This window comes from Photorhabdus caribbeanensis (genome assembly GCF_018448885.1).
In the GTDB taxonomy this organism is placed as follows: Bacteria; Pseudomonadota; Gammaproteobacteria; order Enterobacterales; family Enterobacteriaceae; genus Photorhabdus; species Photorhabdus caribbeanensis.
The window spans coordinates 121,847-141,322 of record NZ_RCWB01000011.1; the positions used below are offsets into that span (position 1 = coordinate 121,847).

The window sequence follows — 19,476 nt, forward strand, 5'->3', positions numbered from 1 at the left end:
GTTAAAAATTGAAAAGTATTGTAATTGAATTAATGAAAACATTTAAGGGATAAAAATGTAATTATGAACCATGACATCAGGGCGGGGTTACATTTTATCTAAAAAACAACCACAGGTGTTCGTACGTAAAATCTGGATTGTTTTCTGGAAACAAGAAAGCATATTTTTCACGTAGGATACCTTTTTTGGACAAAAAACAATCCTCTTAAAGTAAAATCCCGCTCTGATCACAACATACAGTAAAATGATAATGGCGAATTCGACTTGATAATCCACTGTGGTCTGACTGGTTCCAAGTGATGTAGCACACATCCATGATACGCCAGATTTACAAAGAAACATTTAGCTATGCGGATTACCAAATCTGGAAGAAGATTTGGCAATGGTGTGAGCGTAGCCCCCCGACAGAGTAAACGGTGGATACACAGCAAGTATTTTAGGTCATCCGAAATGAGAAACTAGATATTTATCAGTGACGGCCCAAAAGGGAGGAAATACCAACTCATTAACCTGAGAGATATTCCAATCCAACGTCACATCTAAAGTCAAATCCGAATTTAACCCTTATGATCCCCAATGAGAAAGTTATTTTGAGCACAGACTGGACAATATCTGAAAAAACACGCAAAAGGGCAGGAATAAAATAATAACAATATAGAACATATCCAATGTGTGGTTAGCGTTTCACACCTGAAACGGGACGGAATCTTCATCACAAACCCAAAAAAGTATTGGGAGAAGGCGACGAGCTGATTAACTTAATGTTGTTATACCCTATGGATTTCAAGTTGCATCGCGACGGCAAGGGAGCGAATCCCCGGGAGCATAGATAACTCTGTTACCGGGGTGAGTGAGTGCAGCCAACAAAGAGGCAGCTTGAAAGATGACGGGTATATACTCGAACTGCCATCGACAGTTACACTGTGGTGAAATCGTGTTGTTTATTGATTGCTCAGCTATTCTTATTATTAATCAAAATAGAGCTAGTTATAAAAGATTGCATCAGTTCAAAAAAACTCCCTATCTTGTGACAAGAAGTTTATGTAGAAAAAATAAGTTCAGCCAACAGCGAGAATATTCTGTTTTATCCGACTAACATTCTTCTCTCTGGCTCAGCATCGATATACAACATCAACCCACGCTCTAGCAAATACGCAATCTTACTATTCTGGGAATACCTTTCAGTACCACCTTGCAATAACTTGACCATAAGCCTTCGTGGATTTGATTATGATCTGCTGCTACAGAAAGAATGATTCGACCGGAGCCCAAAGACAGGAAGGGATTTACCCCCTTCCTGTGGTTTCTCCTGCTAACTCAAGACAGTGAAGTTATCGGTACCACCTGCCAGCTTGACGGCTTTGCAGCAGGTTCTCGTGAACGCCATCTCCCCGTCCAACTTAGCTATGCTAGCACCTTCGCGTCCGTGACCGAGGCGACAATATCCACCAGCATCACCAACTACTAAATGACCCAAGACAGATCGAACAAACCAACTTTGGCCGCTCCTATTCGGGTAAAACCCTTTACCAAGTGATTAACACTGATCACCGATGAAGAACCTTCCAGCTCGATTTGCAAATGCTGGTGCGTCATCGCCTGTCTACCGAATACCTTGCGTATCACTAGGGCCGTGTTATTGGCTGAGTCAGTCAACATCAAGTCATCCTCGTGGCGACTAACTAGGATTTTCTCCGCATCAACTACCGGCATGATCAAGCGGTCCAGAAACTGGCTCGGGTCATCGTTGTCAATAACGACCGTGCGATAATGCGACCACATTATCTGACTGAGGCAGTAGGTATCGCTACCAGCGCCGCCATACAACACCACGCTGTCGACACCAGCTATCAGCAATGGGAGCAGATCGTCCTCGCCTCCGCCCTGAAGCAACAACGACGAACCAATGCGCTCGACACCAGCGTAATGGTTCAGCTTCTGCACACCGCTATCCTTGACCCGGTACAGCACCTGGTCCGTTGGGTTGTACACATACGCGCCCTTCTTCCCAACAGCAATTCCGATAAAACGCAGGTTTTCCGTGGCAGGGATGCCACCGCTGGAGAATACCTGACCACTACCGATATCGAACCAGCCTTGTGTGTCATCGCCTTGCAAAGCCAGCACGCCGTTGGCTCGCCACTGCCCAGCAACTTCAGCAAGTGCCTGTGACAAACGGACGAGGTTAGCCTGTTTCCAGGCTTTGTCGACAGCAACCAACCGCAATTTGCCGTCATTGGTTCGCAACAAAATCTCGCCTTTGACGGTAGTCAGACGTAGCCCGGCATTGACTTGTTCCGCCGCCTTGAGGTGCAGTTCAGGCTCCAACTCGCTGGCAGCGGGAAGCTGTGCAGAAACTTCAAGCACCTCATCGGTACCAAATGCAGCAGCCAACGCATCGGCAGTCATAGGCGGCTGACGATACAACTTGCCGCTGGCGGGTTCGAACAGTCGCGCACCGGAGCCATCCGCTTCAAAACCTAAGAACTGCGGATGTTTGTCTTGCAGGAGGGCCGAAGCGACGACTACCTGACCGTTGTGGTACCACACTGGCAGTAGGCTCTTGCCGTCGGTCCCCTTAACCCCGAACACCGCCAAAGTAGCTCCGCCGCCGGTGACACTGGCCAAGTCCTGCCACCAGAGGGTACGCCCCTTAAGCCAATGCTCGTTAACCGCTGCGTAACTAAGCTGTCCATGTGCATCAAGCAGGGCCACACGCCCGTCCTCGGTCATCACTACCAGGTGATCGTTCAAGTTAATCACATTGGCCAATGCTGGCGTAGTGACCCGCAATGCACTCGGCTGGCTGGCGTTAAGTACCGCCTGCCCTGGACCTTCTTGACGGAACAGTGTCTTCTGCTCCTTACTGTAGAAGAAAAATACTTCCTTGCCGCCAGGCTGCGGCATGCTCCCAGCTAACACCAGATCAGCCGGGATCTGCCAGGCACTGCGAGTCTGCTCGTGTGCTTCGAAGTACAAAGCCTGATCCGCCGGTGGCGCCAGATTCGGCTTGATTAACGTACCGTCGCTGGTGCGTATCCAGTAGCGGTGCGGCACGCCAGCCGCATCCACGCCGAACACTGTAACCAGCGCCGCACTGGTCGGCTGGATCAGCCGTGCTCCCAGCGTATACATTAGAGTCTCACGCTGGGTACTATTGCTCTTGTAACCCTGAAGTATAACCTCAAGCTCATCACCATGCCGACCAGTGCGTGCCGAACGCTGAAGCAACTCATCATCACCCACCGCACTCACCAACTCCATTCGGTCATCGAGGAGCCGATAGCTCAGCTCAGCCTCCCTCTCTTTTAGCCGATAACGGCGCGCTAGGTAGACTGCATCTCCCTCCTGCCATAACCGACTGATCTTGCCCGCATTATTGTTAAACCAAGGCTCAAACTGCGCGTCGACCTGCCCGGTAGCGATGTCTACCCGCCACGCCACCGCGTTGTCGGAGTCATAAAAATAGGCATAGTTGCCTACCACCGCACCCAATTGGGCATGCTTAGCCTGTTCATTGGTGGTATCGGTGAACAGCATCCGTTCTTTGGCTACATCGTAGAACGCTCGGCCGACATCGCGCCCGTTGTGGCTGTAGTTCTCCACCACCACGTACTGTCCTTGTAGCTGATGCGCCTTGGCCAGTTCGCTTAGGTGCTGCTCGATGCTATGGCCCGGCACCTGCCACTTGCTCGCATCTTCGCTCACCACCTGGGCTGTCAGGCTAGCGAAATCGACTTTGCGCACATCACCTTTGCCGTTGACTACCAATACCTGCTCATTCAGGGCAGGAGTGAGTTCTACCACAACCCCGCCGACCACCAACTGGTTCTTCGACACGCGGATGTTGTCACTAGCAAGCAAGCTGCTGTCGATGATCCAGCGCGACAATACACCGGCAACATCGCTCTTGAGCTTAACCCGGGCGCCTTCATTGAGGCTGATCAGGTATTCGCCGCCCACTCCCTTGATCTCATAGCGCAGAAAGCCGTGCAGTTCCTTAGGCAGTTTAGGTACCACGAGTTGTCGATTACGCTGATCGAGTACCACCTTGATCGGAGTGTCGACGTACTCATGATGAATCCTGCGAATCGTCTGCTCCCCCGGAAAGATGTAGAAGTCGTAGTCGAACCGCTTGTCTTCCTCTAGCCTGCGGATCACGTCAAAGCCAGCGTCGTGACGTGTTGTAGCACCGGGAAGCAACATGTATTCGTAGCTGATATAAGACTTGGGTGTACCCGGCAAGATCACAACATTGCTGTCGCCATGTTCAAGAGGTCGGGAGACATCCTTGTAACCAATGCCGCTGCGCACTTCGATCGCCTGACCACGGTCGTGGACCATTCGCGGAAAGTCACCGACCCAGAAGAAGTAATTGATTTCCCCCGAACCGGTAGAACCCGAATGGGTGCGATAAATGTACTGACTGTCGAAGTCGATTTGATTTTTGCGCAGATCTACAGTTTTGATCACGGCACCAGCCAAAGGCACCAGCACCTGTTTCTCATTGTCATATCGATAGCCGTTGCCTTTGTACGCTTTGTCGACCATATCAAAGTAATGACCTACCGCCTTGGCATCCTCGGCAACCGCACCAAAAGCCTGCGCCAAAGCGGTAAAGCCCACCGCGAGTCCGCCAAGGATCACTCCGGCCCCACCGAGTACCGCCCCAGCGGTCGAAGCACCGATCAGCCCTGCTCCCACCCCGGCTGCGCCGGTGACAAAACTGGCCGAATCGAACGCTAGTTGGGTACCAAATACGGCTTTCTGTACATCGTTCTCAGCGTGGGCCAACTCATAGGCATCAAAACCAACCATGACTCCGCCAAACAACACACCAGCACCTTCGTTGACGGTATGGCCCAGATTCGAAGCAAAGTCTTTTAACGAGGTTTCAGCGGCCACTACTTCGCCGCGCAGTGCTGTACGCACCAGCTCAGTGACCTTAGCTACGTCCTGTACGCCACTGTGAGCCATCTGGACAAAGTTGAGGTAGCTATGCACCTTGAGCGCGGTGGCCAAATCAGGCGAAACTACTCCGCTTGCAGCATTGTGGCGACTCCTATCAGAAAACCACTGGATCAGTGTCTGAACCGCAAATCCGGCATTCAACCCATCCACCGGCGCGGCTTCTCCAACCCCACCGCGAGGCCGCATTCGACCATGCTCCAAAGTGAAATGTTCGTTCAACACACCCATGTGCTCATCGACGAAGCGCCGGAATTCGATAAAAGTGCTATCCTTAGTGTCTAACCTGCTGATTTGCTCGGGTTGGTCACGGTTGATGAACTGGACCCGATAGAGACCTTCCCCCAACTCTTCCGTTGTAGCGATGATCGGCAGCCAACGGCTGTCCAGTTGGTACTCTTGCGCCAGCCGGGTACTCGCGGCTTCGAACCGTGCTCCCCATTGCTCAGCATCAAAAGTCTTCAACGCAATGCCCAGTTGCAAGTCTTCCATGACCCGTCCTTGTACACTCACCGCCTGCTCGACCTGGCGCCGCTGCCCGATGACAATGGACAGTTCCTCGAATCGGGTCAGGTCAGCCACGTTCAGGCCATTACCCACCGGCACCTCAGCCATATTGGCGGTATCGATCTCAATCAGGTTGAAGGCTGGCGCCAACTTGCTGCCGAACGAACCATAGTGTACGGCCAGTCTACGCCCCACTAAGTGTTGCTCCATAGCCCTAGACAGACTTCTGGTATTGTCGAAGGCAAAGATCCCGACGTTCGGGTCATAGAAGTAGTAGCGACGGCCTTCGGTCGTGACAGCACTCCCTACCATCATCGAATGATTCTGGGTATTGAGCGCGAACATCGAGGTTCCGGTCGTTTCAGCCAGCCGCGATACCACTTCGGACAATCCGAACTGCCCCAGCTCCTTGGAAGCCTGAACAGCTTCAATATTGGAGTGTAGCCTGATCAGGCTGTTCCTGAGCAGCGTGGAACTGCCTGCCTGCGGGTCAGCGGCGGCGAAGAACAGCTTTTGCACCAGACTGTTGATGCCGGACTCGCCGCGACTAGCCAATGCCACAGCCATAGCCCTGACCAAAGGGTAGCAACGGCCACCGGATCGGTCCCCGACCAGCGACAGATAAAAGTCCTGTGGCGCCAAGCGGTCGAAAACACTACCGGCGTCATGGAAATCCTCGCTGAATACCGCAGTCTGCCGCAGCACCTTCTCGATGTACTCAGCCCGACTAGCTTCTGTGATGCGACCGCTCAAGGCGCCCCGTTGTTCAGAGGTGAGTTTTCCCTCAAGAAATAGACGCTTCATCTCCAAGGCCGACATTTTGTCATCTACCCCGGGGATCTCAATCTCACGGAAGTTACGTAAGCCATCGCTGAACCCAGTGCCTAGCGCCCCGCGCTGATAGACCTCAGAGATAGCGTAACGTTCACCCACGCTATTGGTGCTCTGCTTACCCCCGCCTTGAATGGCTGTATCATCGATTCGTACCACCGCAGCGCTGCCGTTTTTGGCCTTGATCTGCTGCCAGAGCCAGCTTTGTTCGACAAAGCCCGCTTCACGCAGAATCGTATCGTATTGCGCCTTGTAGTATTCCAGAGTGATATTGAGCTGCTTTATCTGTTGGTCAATTAAGTCGCGCCGAATGGTATTGCGTCGGTTTTCATAGAGTTTGTTTCGCTTGTCCACCAATTGCTTGGTATCAGCGTTGAGCCTGTCATAAACCTCAGCGCACAGTTTGGCCCATGCAGCAATCGCCGGATGATCAAGAGAAAACTCACCCTCTGTGTATACACCGTCGGTGATACCTTCGACTGACACCCCGAACTGGGTAGCTACTTTCTTTAGTCGTTGGTGAACTTGCTCACGGTAAGTGGCAAATTGAGCCTTATTTCGTTCAACCACTTGACTGTCCACCACCAGGATCGAGAGCGGCTCCTTGTCATCACGCAGCCTTAGCCGGAGTATCTGGCCATCTCGCTGATACTCCTGACGCTGGAACACCAACTGCCATTCGTTATTAATGTACTGCATGTATGCCGCAGCGAGACCTTCGGTAGTGCCAGCTATCTGGTAATCCTTGTAATCCACTGCCATGACCACATTGTCGTACAGCAACGAGCTATTGACTCGACCATCGTGGTAGACCCTGAAGGTATTGGCATCAAAGCTGGTCACTACCAGCGAGCCACCCGATAACGTTCCGGTAAACAGAAAGCTCCCTGCTGCTGTATGCTTGGGAATATCTACATAGGCGGGCACCGCATTGGCCTGGTTCGGGCCGTTGTAACCGAGGAAGTGCGCCGGTATGCTGCTTGAGGATATGTCATTAGCGCTTTTCTCCGTGTATTCGAGCTCGTACAAGCCTGACCCAATCTTCACCAACTGGACGCTCCCCTCTGCCGGTAGGCGTCCTGACCTGATCAGCGCCTCAGCACTGATAGTGTGGGTTTTGGCAAACAATGTAGAATCAGTGGCAAACTGATGGATATCTGCGCTGCCTTGGCGGGACTCAAACCCATCACCTACAGACGCTATCCCGGCCTTGAGTTCAAGATCCTTCACCGCTTGTCCTAACAGCGCCGGCCTTGGACCAATGCGAGTAAAACGCGGTGGATAGAACTGGTCATCCGTCGGCAAACCCTGATTGATAATCGGCAAGACTCGCGCCATCACTCCATCATACAACTTACCCAACAACGCCTTTTTGCTGCCTTCAGCGCGGTATTTATCGAACATCTGCAACATCTCCTTGCCGATACTGTCCGCACCCTCCGGTTCATAACGCGCGGCGACGTAGAAGGTTTCAAAGAACGAGTGATAGCCATTACGTATCATGAAGGCCGCATTAGCCATCTGGAATTGCCAGTACTGCTTAACGCTCAACTCGCCACCGAACAATTCCGGCAAGGCATTGCTGACGGTCTGGGTAGTCCCGGAAATTCCTCCCATGAACGGGGTGTCCAGGTCATTCATATAACGTGTGGCGTCATTCTTGGGGTCAGGACGGAACTGATTATAGCTGCGGTATTTATCATCTTTGATCAGGTATGAACCATCGTGATACGCCTGTTCTTCTGAGCTGGTATTGAGGATAAGATACGGGTCGGGTTGATTCAGCCGGTTATTGATCACAACCTTACCGGCCCCCAATTCAGCGTGAGGATTGACCGGAATCGCAGCTTTGGAAAGGCTATCGGCTACCGGGCGCAAGGCATGGAACAAGATCTGTTTGCGCAGGCTCCTACCCTCATGACTCAACAGCGCCGCCTCAACCACCGGGCGCAGTTGTGCATCGGCACTCTCAAGGCTTTGGGAACCGGTCAACAACAGGGTGAACAACTTGCCATCCAGCGAGCGCTCAACCTCTACCTGATCGAAAACATGTACTTTCGGGTTGCTTGGATGCTGTGCCGCATTGGCGCTGGCAACTCGCTGAATTTCCGCTTCAATGGCCCGAGTACGCCATTGTTCGTACAGCGGCGTCAGCAACCCCTTGGCCTGGGCGATGTCACTTTGCACATAACCATTTTGCAGAACCTTGTCTATAGCCGGATTTTTCGCCAACCTCGTCGCCAGCCTGAATAGCAACGGGTCATTATCGCTGTTTTGCCAGACCGAAGCGGCGAACGCCTGTTCCCACAGCACCTTGTTCAAGTTATTACCCTTGATATCGCGCATGTTGTTACGGGGGTACTCCGGCGCCAACACCCCTGCGGGGGTGATGTGATTACGTTCAAGCAAACGTACTAGCTGCTGCACAAATACGGTGCGTTCGCTGCTGCCTTCGAACAGGCGACTAGCCTTCATACCACCGTCACGCAGTTGCTCCAGCTTCTCGAAAAATGCAGCGTTGTATTGATACAGTGCATCAGTCTGTGCCTTGCTCAAGTGACTGCTACTAACCTTGTCGCCGTCAACGCTCATTACCCCAAAAGGCGTCGCGGACAGGTAGTCTTTGCCCTGGGGCATTTCCAGCAAATACTGGCGACTGGCAAAACCGACCGAGCGTTCCAGCTCATGGATATTGACGAAAAGCCCATCACGGTCCGGGTGGTAACTGCTCTGGCGAAACCCCTCCAGGCCGATAGTCTGGAAGCTCGCGATATCCGCATTCTGGTTGATCAGGTCACTCAAGGCGCTTGCCAATGGCACTTCACGGGTGATGGTCGTATTCGGAGCCTGGCCGGATACCTGAATTCCGATCTGGTTCGGTACCTTGCGGTCAACGCTGGTCAGTAACATCTTGCGACCGTTACTCAGCAACTTCGCCTTGAAGCCTCCGCGCAAGGTGCTTTCTGAAACCAAGTAGTTGGCGAAGTACTTCTCGACGAATTCGGTTTTGACCAGCACCGAGCGAATTGGCGTATACGTCGGCGAGCGAAAAGATGGCGGCTCACTTTTAAGTCGGTATTGTTGTTGCCAGGCCAGTGAGCGGGCTGCGGTACCGAAGGAGAAGTTGAGTACCCCGTCCGTCGGCACCACCAGCCGACCATTCTCCAGGAAAAAGTCCTTGAAGCGGCCATCGGTGCTGGCATTGACCAGCGCGACGTTCATGCGGATATAGCCAGGACGCTCTTCCATCATCAGCAATGAAACATTTACCGGCAGATCATCGGAGGCTGGAGGTGCCTTGGTCAGCGCATCGAGAGCCGCGGTCTCTTCCGTAGAAGATGCTTTGAGCAAAGCGTTGTAGCGGGCATTGACGTCCTTGTAGGCTTGTAGCTCGGAAAACAGCGTCACGTATTTTTGGCTGAACGTGGAGTCGGCTACTTGTATGGTCAGTTGCTGTTCCAGACGTTTGATCTCGGTATCCAACTTAGCCTGCTTGTCCGCCGCATTTTCTCTCAGGGTTGTCGTGTTCAGGGGCTTCGAGCCGTCGGGACTGAGCATGACCAAAGCCTTACGCCAAGTGCTGTCAAAGTGCGTTATGGCCGTCTGCTGGCGACGGTATAACAGGATGTCGCGGTCCAGTTGCTGCTTGTAGGCGTTGATAGCCGGTGTGTCAGACACATTATTCATCTGCTGCCGTCTTTCCTGTAGCGTCTGCAACTGATCGCCGACAGAAATAGGGTTGTCCTGCATCTGAAAATGCTGGGCAGCCAGCACACTCAGAGTGCTCTGCTGCATTTCCTGTAACCGCTCGTCTACCTGCCTGATGTAGTCGGTACGCTCATCAGGACTCATGTTGAACCATTCGGTCTGACGACCCGCAGCCTCAATCTGTCCATCGATTAGGGTATTGAGCAGATTCGTGAAGTCTCTGGATATAGAAACCATTGCAGTGATCCTCTGTCTGTTTTTATACGATTGGGTCAAAGGCAGATGTCATTTTATGCCCCTTATTTGAGTGATAGTCGTAGATCATGATTTCTTAGGTTAGTGAATATTGGATAGTCAACATTTATCCGCTCTATAGTTGTGGTCATAATCATTTCCTTTATTTTTCATCTATATGCAAATTACATTAATAGTAACCTTTGATTATAATCACCTATGGGTATATCTAAATATCAATTATTGGTAATTTTAATTATTTATTAATATGATTATTTCGTGTAAACATATTTTTCAATCATCTTGTTGCGTTTTTTATAAAACGTTGAATAAATAATGACGAACTTTAGGAAGGTTATTTATTAGTAGATTTTTATATCTGATCTTTACGTTAGAGTGTGGTATTAAAAATTTCCACGACAACTATCAAGCAACCCAAATTAATATAATATTTTACTATTAAACGATTAGATATTTGTGTTTAAACAACATGCCTCTTTACCGCCAAAGGTATTATTTTCATCACTTCAAAAAAAAATTCTCTATCTGCAACTAAGGAATTTATATAGAAAGGAAAAATTCAGGCAACAACAAGGGCAATTAATATTCTTCTCTTTCCGGCTCAACATCGATATATAGCGTCAAAAAAACCGGATTGCTAATATTGAATATATATACCCGTCATCTTTCAAGTTGCTTCTTTGTTGGCTGCACTCACTCACCCCGGTCACATAGTTATCTATGTGACCGGGGATTCGCTCCCTTGCCGCCGCGATGCATCTTGAAATCCATAGGATATAGGCAATATCAGAGAAAAAATTAAAAGAGACAGATTTAGCTGAAATAGGAGGGGAAGGCGTTTTACCACTATCACAAACCACATATATCACAGATCACATGGTGACTTGAAAGGTAAAACGCCTTATGAGACTTTGATTGAAAAAATGAGAGCTTAAAAATGCTCTGTCAGGGAAGGTCTTAAGTGCTGCTCTACACTCAGGGTTGCTGCAACCGCTTTATATGCTTCTGGTGACTACGCCCAAATTTTCTTCGATCCTTCATAAGCTTTTATAGCTCCTAGTTTTTCCATTGCTGCCAAAGCATTTACGAAGTGACTATACACCATCCCAGATCTCCAGAATTAGTTCCTCTGTGAGCACCTTGTGGACTATTTGTGGCAAACGCACCAACAATACTGACTATAATACGCCAGCAAAGCCAGCTCAGGGAAATCAAACTGAGTATACGCGAACTCATTGGCGGCTAGAATGCATAAGGGAGGGTAAAGCATTACGGCAGGGATTGAACAGCTAAGGGAAGTACATTTGAGCCACGAAGAAGCGCTGGCCTATCATGGGTTTTCGTCACGGTAACAAAGAACAAAGCCGGAAGATCACGAAGATCTTCCGGCTTTTTGATGTTTATTCTCTACTCAGAAGTAATTCCTTCCACCTCTCAAGATAACCTTTAAATTCTTCTATGGTTGCAATCTGTAGGCTTTCTTCTGTGTATTCGTTAAAAATTTCGACACCATCAGGTTTGATGGTTACAGTATGAGCGTTACCTGTACCTTTCCACTGTGGTAATTCTCCATTTTTAACCGATTCACATAAATCAAGATACTCATTTACACCATATAAACTACCTTGAATATCATCTTTCAAAAACCATGCGATTAGATGATGCTCTGTCTCAGCTTCAGCACAAGAATAACCATGCTTATCAATATAGTATTTCATTTGTTATTTAACGCTCATAAACAGGGAATGCTGTATTAATATTTCCATTATTATCTAGGTAACCACCAATTTTTACGCCGCTTGGTGAAACCCCCTCCCATTTTCCATTTGGTTGTATAGTAGCATTCTTATGAGCTCCTCTAATTTCTGACATTATTTGCTGGCGACTCCATGATTGTGGGAAAAATGTCGATTCAGGGCCTTTCTGCACCCATTGTCCAGTTTGAGGGTTAAATACTTCTATCTTTCCACGATAGATACCTTGAGCATTTGGTGGTGCAGTGATCGCAGTAATACGTGCTTTTCCTTGGTAACCGATCCCCGCTTCATGGTGAAAACCTACTGCATTTCCTCTTCGGTTTATTTCACCATGAAAAACATGTTCAACATTAATGCTTGAGCCTATTGTGTTGCCAACACGACGACTCTTCCCAACAATCGAAGCAACCGAAGCTTTACCGCCGATAGCACCACCAATACCAGCAGATTCTACCACCTCTTTGGCTATCAATGCACCTTTTTCCCAAGCAGGTAGCGAGTTATACAACAGCCCTAAATCGTTCTGGTTTTCTGTCGTCACAAACTGACTGATACGATGGGAATCTTCTTCTGATAGGCCAAACATCCATCTCAAGCCACTGATGGCATCCGCTGTTTTTATCCCACCGTCCATTTCAGCCTGATAGGTCAGTGTGCATAACCCACCGTTCCCGGCACAGTGAGACAACATTTCTGCCCGTTGTGTAGTGCTCAGTTTGTTGTATTTGTTCCAGATTGCTTCGGTAGGCGCTCCTTGCTTATTGGCTTCCTGGAGTTCTCTGACCAGATTGTAGGCATTCATGGAGTTCAGGTGGTTAAAGAGAATAACAATTTCTCCAGCATTAGCCCCACTGTTAGCCCCTTTGGCGCTGTTGGTCGCAATGGCGCCTGCGACGCTGCCGATGATTTTGCCGCCCGCCTGAATTTTCATTGGATCATTGAATGTTTTATCCAATGTTATCGCGGCCAGTTCTGCCGCTAATGCGCCCGCTGCTGCCCCTTTGGCATCACCGCCGCCAATTTCCGCAGCAAGGGCAGAAACCGCCGCATGGCTGATAGCTTTTCCGGGTAAACCTAACACCTGACCGTTTTTTCCAATCAATCCGGCACCTTCGGCATTAATCTGGCTGCCAATATTGGCAAGTAATGCGGTGGTAAAATTGTCCTTAAAACTACCGCCACTGATGGCTGTACCAAGGCTGGAACTGATAATGGATTGACCCGCTACCCGTTGAGCCACTTTGCTCCAGTCGCCGTTGCTCAGTTTAGGCAATGTCGCTTTTGCCGGGTCAATTTGAGCGCCATTGGCGGCTTTATCCCATCCCATGACGTTATCAAAACCCGCCAGTGCGCCACCAATCGCCATTGATGTGACAGTTGATTTTACTGTCTCACTGTTTCCCATATCCTTAAGGGTTTTCGATAGGTTTCCTTTATTATTAATAAGTTTAACCGCTGCCGTAGAAGCTAGAGATGAGATACCCGCAGAAACTGCGCCGTATGTGGCTGTACTCACTGTTGCCGCTGTTGCAGCACTGGCCCCGGCTGCGGTAGCGGCGCCACTGGCTGCACCTGCGGCACCACTGGCCGCTGCTACAGTTACCCCGGCCCCGGCTGTGACTACAGCAACGGAGATAGCGATAACAGCAGAAACGACAGGATTTAAATGCTGGCTCTTATGATCCCAATTCTCATAAGCATCCTGAACTTCATTCCAGTTTACATCTTGACGTTGGCTTAACTGTTTTAACCAGGCTGTTTCAGAAGTGTTGCCAAGAGCAGCCAATACCGTCTGTAAGGATTGTCCTTTCTGTGTTTTGATATCGGCACTGATTCCATTTGCTGCCTCAATCGTTAATTTTCCACCAATGTGAACCGAAGGCAGCACCCATGTTTCTGCACGATGACCACTATCTCTGTTCTTAATGAAAAATCCTTTAGACTGGCTAATGGTTTGTTCAAAAGAACTGTCTTTAACTGCTTTAAAGTTTATTTTTCCATGTGTACTGGTCAGTCTGGCATTTTTATTTGTCTCAATTTTGCTGGCTTCATAAGTACTGTCATCTCGGCTGAGTAAATTAATATCTCCATCAGCAATAAATTCAGTCACTTTATTGGTGACTGAATGATGGGTAGTAGTTGAAGTTTTCTTTTTACCATACCACTTACGTTTAGTACTGGAGGTTGTATATTCAGTCACATCTTCTTGTGCTTGTGCATAAAGATAACCCCCTTTAGCAGCAATATCTATTACACCTTTAGCTAAAAGTTTAGTTGCTTGAAATAAAAGACCTTCTCCGGTAAGAATGGTTAAATTTTTACCGCTATTTAGTCTGGCTTCTTTATGGGTAATAGATGATCTGGAGTTCGTGTTTTCAGTATCTACTGCGGATTTAAGGTATGTATATCCACCAGAAGTGAGAGTCATATCACCTTTAGAAATTAAACTTGAACCTTCTAACTTTATATTATCATTAGCTATTAAAGTTAATTCATTCCCTGCATTAACAGAAGTAATATGGCTTATTCTTCCTTCTTTCATCATAGCGCCTACATTACCATAAGCAGCAGATAAATTTAGATCTCCACCAGAATTCATCAATATGTTTTCTGTTGCATTCAATGCAGAGTTGGTTACATTCAAATCTTTCCCCGTTGATATAGAGATACTATTAGCGGTGATAGGAACTCCCCATAATCTAGAATCTTGAGCAGAGTTTAATATAACGTCTTTTCCTGCGATGAGTTTTACATCACCAATATCTAGCTTTATACCACCATTAATGGATATGGACTCGGAGGAGTCTATACTGGTTCTACTTGTGTTTATTTTAATATCTCTGGCAGCAGTTAAAGTTGTGTTCTTGTTTTTTGTGAAATAATTGACAAAATTTAAATTTAAGTTTGTTCCTGAATGAAGTGTTAAATCTCCTGATGAGTTTATTATATTACTTCGATCATCAATCTCCGGTCCAAAACTAATTTTTGTAGATTTAGCAGAGAGTATTCCAGAATTTTTGCTTATTAATGAAACATTATGTCCTTTTAATACCGTTGATAAAATATTAATGGCAGATGGAAATAATAGTTTATCCAAAAATTCATACGGTGCTTTATAATAGGTTGAAAGTATAGATAAATCACCTGATTTAGATATGATTTTAGAATCGGTAAGTTCGACAAAGTTAGCATCTGATGAGATAATGTTGATATCTTTTTCAGCATTTAATCGTGCTGATGTTAATGTAAATCCATTTGCATTTAATATAAGATTATTTTTAACTTTGATATCATCAGTTTCTGCATTTAATAAATTTAATGTTTTTTCTTTCCAGCTAGGCGTAATCGGTGTATTCAATTCATTTTCATTAATAAGTGCCTTATTTGACGTAATTTTAACCTCTCCAAGAAAATCAATAACTAAATTCCTCCCAGAAGATAACATTGTCTTATCTGTGAATGGGTCAATTTTTTTCTCATTGGAAGGATTATTTCGAATAAGATTCCAATCTTGCTGTTTTATATCGGTGTTATTTCTATCTAATATATGTATTTCTCTGCCGTTTTCCTGCTGATTTCTGTATTTATAGTATGGATTATTAAATACAGGATGCGAACTATTTATTGTAAAATGTGGATAAGTATTTCCATTATATAGATTTTCAGTATTTATAAATTTAGTGCTTTTAAAATGACTCCCGGTCAAAAATACATCACCTTTTCCATGTATTTCACTGTTTATATTTAATAAATTATCACTGTTTATATATAGATTTCCTCCGGATGAGATTAAACTGCTATCATAATTTTCTATAAAGAACCAGTTTCTCATGTCACTGAGATCATCAACATTACTAAAGTCAAGAAAACTGTTTTTTTCAGGTTTAATATTAGAAAGGAGATGAAGATCTCTTATGTTGAGCATTTTATGAGATCTGGCAACTAAATCGCCTTTATTCGTCTTTATGGTGGCAGATCTATTTTCAATAAGATGACTTTTATCTCCTTGTGCATTTTTCTGTATCCACATATTATTATTGGCTTGTAAAAGTGCATTATCACCTATATTGTATACTTTATCTCCAAATATACGCATATCTTGACCTGCAATTATACTACCTTTGTTATCAAGTATACTGCTTGCCAGAACAATATCCCGTTCAGTATGAACTTTAACATTTTGCCCGATACAAAGTTCTTTGGCCCCTACATTTAAATCAGTTTTAGCCTTAACATTTCCTAGATCCATTTTTCCATTGGCACTTAACATGACCTGTTGATCAGCATTGATATTAGCTCCCTGTAAAATTAAATCATTTCCAGCAAACAGATTAATATTACCCGTAGCGTTCAATTTACCTTGGATAGCATTAAGGTTATGCCCCGCACTTAACGTAATATTATGTAACTTATCTAACTGGGTTCTGGAAAAATCCAGATCATTACCAGCTGAAATCCGCAAATTATTATAAGCCGAGATTGAAATCTCCGAACTATCGCTTGTCCGCATTCCCATATTGAGGTCACCTTCGTGCACGATAAGCTCAACATTTTCTCCTTTCAGCTCTACTTTAGAGGTCGAGGTAACTTTCCCTGCAATTAGTGTCAGATTTTTCTTTGCCTCCAGAATGTCTCGGTTAACATTAATTTCACGTTCGGCTATTACTGACAGATCATTTTCGACCTTAAGATATCCCATGCCAATAACTTCACCGGCATGAAGAAGAATATTTTTAGCAGATATTAATGAAGTTCCATTGAATTTATTAATAAAGTCAGCCACCACATTAAGCTTTGCTGAGAGTTTACCCGCCATTCCTTCGTTAAAATCGCTGCCAGTTAAAATAAGATTTTTCGTCGCATTAAACTGACTTAGGCTGTTATTAAGCGTTGTAGCATTAATATAAGCATTCGCTCCTGAAGCAAGATTAGCATTACTAACATTACTTAATTCTTTTGTGCGAATAACGATATCACCATTATTGGTTTTCAGAGTCGCTGAATAGTTGTTAACCCAAGTATTTAAATTACCGATCGCATCTTTTTGCAACCATAGATTATTATTTGCCTGAAGTAGAGCATTCCCCTGATTGTCCAAACGCTCAACAAACAGACGCATATTCCCTTCTGCAATAATCTTACTCTTGTTGTCCAACGTGTTCGTGGCAAGCGTAATATCTTTCCCTGCCTGCACATGACTCTGTTTCGCTGTTTCAATGCTTTTGCTGTTAACAGTGATATCCGTTTTGGCCTGTACATCCCCCAGAGTCGCCTTGCCACTCGCCGTCAGACTGATGCCGCCTTGCTCTGTGGTCAGTTTCGTCGTTTCAATGTCTTTACCATTAACAGAGATATCCGTTTGGGCCTGTACATCCCCCAGAGTCGCCTTTCCACTCGCCGTCAAACTGATGCCGCCTTGCTCTGTGGTCAGTTTCGTCGTTTCAATGTCTTTACCATTAACAGAGATATCCGTTTGGGCCTGTACATCCCCCAGAGTCGCCTTGCCACTCGCCGTCAGACTGATGCCGCCTTGCTCTGCGGTCAGTTTCGTCGTTTCAATGTCTTTACCATTAACGGTGATATCCGTTTTCGCCTGTACATCCCCCAAAGTCACCTTGCCATCCGCCGTCAGGCTAATGTCGCCTTGCGTTGCAGTCAGATTGGCAAGGTTAACCTCCTTACCCGGCTCGGTACTCACCAGACGGATTTGATTGGCATACATGCCCCCCAATGATCCGGTATCAATCGCTTTCCAGGGACTATCACCTTCTCCAGCAATAGGTGCAATAGTCCCATGTTTGAGATCAACCTGGCTGGGGCCTTGTGTCAACGTCAGATTTTTCGCCTGTACTTTGCCATTTAATATTGCAGCCCGGCTGATAATATCGACATCATTCTGCGCTGTTGCATCCAGTCCTTTTTCACCAAAGGTTATCGTGCCTTTTTTCACTGCTAAGGCTGCTAACGCTCCGTCTTTATCAAACACCGGTTTCCCGGTCGATAAGGTGACTGTCGGGGTATTAACAAAGCCACAGCCATCACAGGTAATGCCGTTCGGGTTGGCAATGAAGACACTGGCTTTTTGTCCCACGACTTCCAACAAACCTTGCAGATTTGAGGTTAAAGTCCCCACCACTTCATTAATAATCAGATCCGCCGACTTACCGTTAAAGTGAGGGTTTGCTTTAATTGGTCCTGCCAATACGGATTGTGTAGCTCCGGTAGCATTATTTAGTACCAGCCCTAAAGCGCCAACATTAAACTCCTGATAATAGTTATGAGAAACACCACTGAGATTAGGCGCCGCAATATGGACAATAGGGAGATTATTTCTCACGGCAACCCGCGCTTGCTTATCCGCAAGTTTAATCCCCGGCATTCCACCTGCTATTTCTGGAATATTGATTGTCAGCCAGGGTGCATTGCCTAACCCAAGGTCAATCAGCTCAGAAGTCACCGGGATATATTTCCCTTCAGCTGAGTGCAACGCAGTGCTGTTTTCGGCGATTGCAACTGCCCCTTCGGCTGACAAGATTGCCTTAGTATGAGTAATATCCCTGCCTGCAATCATGATTAAATTGTTGCCGGCGGCGACCTTGCCAATATCAAGCGAATGACCACTGTTCAAAGTGATATCTTTCCCGGCGGTCAGAGAAATCCCCCCCAGATTTGCCCCTGTCCCAGTATGGAGTTCAATATTCTCATCCGCGTCTAAACTATGATTAATATCAACCCGTCCATTACCCGCCAAAAAGATATTTTTCGCCCTGTTAATTAACGTATTTGAAAGAGATATGCCCTGTTCAGACAGAATATGTAACGTATTAGCCGCAGAAATAGTGGATAATGGCCGTGTACTTTCCGCAGTGGAATTGCCTCCTCCAGATGAAACAGAAATACCACCACCGCTGGAGATTAAGGTAATATCATGACCTGAAATATTAGTGTCATATACCGTAAGATTTTTCTCTCCCTGTAGCAGAACATGGTTCCCGGCTTTTAACTTTCCTCCATATAAAGACAAATGACTCGCCTTAACGGTAACATCACTGCCGGCACGAATTTCTCCCTGCCCTCTCAGTGTCTCCGTTGTCAATATCAGATTCTGACCGGCTTGCATATTGCTTTGTTTCGCCGTTTCAATGTCTTTACCATTAACGGTGATATCCGTTTTGGCCTGTACATCCCCCAGAGTCGCCTTGCCACTCGCCGTCAGACTGATGCCGCCTTGTTCTGTGGTCAGTTTCGTCGTTTCAATGTCTTTACCATTAACAGTGATATCCGTTTTGGCCTGTACATCCCCCAGAGTCGCCTTGCCACTCGCCGTCAGACTGATACTACCTTGCTCCGCAGTCAGTTTCGCCGCTTCAATGTCTTTACCATTAACGGTAATATCCGTTTGGGCCTGTACATCCCCCAGAGTCGCCTTGCCACTCGCCGTCAGACTGAT

5 protein-coding genes are annotated in these 19,476 nt (G+C 46.9%); all 5 read right to left on the bottom strand.

Annotation, left to right across the window (positions count from 1 at the left end; all coding sequences use genetic code 11):
• Positions 1-1,084: 1,084 nt before the first annotated feature.
• Entirely contained in the window at positions 1,085-1,210 is a 126-nt protein-coding gene (locus EAE90_RS24240) for a hypothetical protein (RefSeq protein WP_281422330.1), read from the bottom strand.
• A gap of 102 nt (positions 1,211-1,312) precedes the next feature.
• Positions 1,313-1,477, bottom strand: a complete 165-nt coding sequence (locus tag EAE90_RS23795; protein WP_246550571.1) for a hypothetical protein — start codon at positions 1,475-1,477, stop codon at positions 1,313-1,315.
• A complete protein-coding gene (gene mcf, locus EAE90_RS10015; RefSeq protein ID WP_246550572.1) occupies positions 1,465-10,251 on the bottom strand; it encodes an insecticidal toxin MCF in 8,787 nt (2,928 codons plus the stop codon). Before mcf ends, EAE90_RS23795 begins: the two co-directional genes overlap by 13 nt.
• 1,418 nt (positions 10,252-11,669) lie before the next feature.
• Positions 11,670-11,987, bottom strand: a complete 318-nt coding sequence (locus EAE90_RS10020) for a YacL family protein (protein WP_214053362.1) — start codon at positions 11,985-11,987, stop codon at positions 11,670-11,672.
• Positions 11,988-11,994: 7 nt separating this feature from the next.
• Positions 11,995-19,146, bottom strand: a complete 7,152-nt coding sequence (locus EAE90_RS10025; RefSeq protein ID WP_425516847.1) for a DUF637 domain-containing protein — start codon at positions 19,144-19,146, stop codon at positions 11,995-11,997.
• Positions 19,147-19,476 lie beyond the last annotated feature (330 nt).